Consider the following 1098-nt stretch of genomic DNA (forward strand, 5'->3'; position numbering starts at 1 on the left):
TATTTGAGATTTATGGGTGAAAAATAAATTGTGTTACGAATGTTACACATGTTACGAATCAAAATGATATAGTGTAGCATGAAGCCAAAGGCATACAGCTTGCGGCTTCGCTTGCTGATTTGATTACACAATACAATCCCACCCCTGCCGGGTGTTACAGCCTGGCGGGGGATTTGGTTGGCAGTCACCACACAAAAGACTGCAGCACGGCCCATACACCCGGCTGTGCTTAATGGGACGTAGCTCAGTTGGTAGAGCGTCTGGCTTATATCCAGCGTGTCGAGGGTTCGAGTCCTTCCGTCCCAATTTACCTGCTTTAGGACTCTCCACCAAGACATTCCAGGAAGCAAGAGGCATCCTTGAAAAAGGGTGCCTTTTTGCAAGTAGAAAAAGAGCATGAAATTTTGGTTATAATTACACTTGTCGTAAACGAACAAATGTTCTATAATACAAACACTGATAAACATATGGTAGTTAGTTACTGGTTATGGCATTTTCAGTACGACATGTGGTATAATGTAAAAAAATGTCGGATTGGAGAGTGCGATATGATAAAAATAGCGAAATGTTTGTCAGATGAATATATTCACAGCTATCGGTTAAAAAATTTTTGCCTTGATCATAAAATGCCAGTAAGCGAGGTGAAAGCTGATTTACTTAGTCAAGTTTTGGAATATGCCGGTGATGATGAATCGACCGATGTTTATAAAGAAACCTATAAGTGGGTTTTAGATACAGTAAAATCAGGTAGCAAAGAATTTTGCTTAAAAAGAATCTATATTCCGGATGATACTTTAAACGATGCCGCACAGATTCTAAAAAACAAATATGATCAATGCCCACAACAAGATATTTTATCATATAAAAATACAGAACAATTCGGATTGGCAAACTATAAGTTTACTTATACGGATCAGGGGAAAATATCGGTTATATCATTTTTGTTTTCTGGAATTCTGTTAGAGGGAAATACTGAATATGAAAGAGGAGATAGAATAATATATCCTATTTATATAGATTTTTATGTTGATCAAGGTTTTATTGTGGCAAGATATAGCCTAAGACAACAATTTATGTGTGTAGTGAGAATGATATTAT

Annotated in this window: 1 protein-coding gene and 1 tRNA gene; both read left to right on the top strand. The window is 36.8% G+C overall.

Annotated elements, in window-relative coordinates; all coding sequences use genetic code 11:
* Positions 1-233: 233 nt before the first annotated feature.
* A tRNA-Ile gene (locus tag DXA97_RS19765) sits at positions 234-306 on the top strand.
* Between the two features lie 53 nt (positions 307-359).
* Positions 360-1098 (top strand): hypothetical protein (locus DXA97_RS19770; protein WP_147355619.1); only part of this gene is annotated, 739 nt, incomplete at its 3' end.

This window comes from Clostridium sp. OF09-36, assembly GCF_003481985.1.
Lineage (GTDB): Bacteria > Bacillota > Clostridia > Lachnospirales > Lachnospiraceae > Brotaphodocola.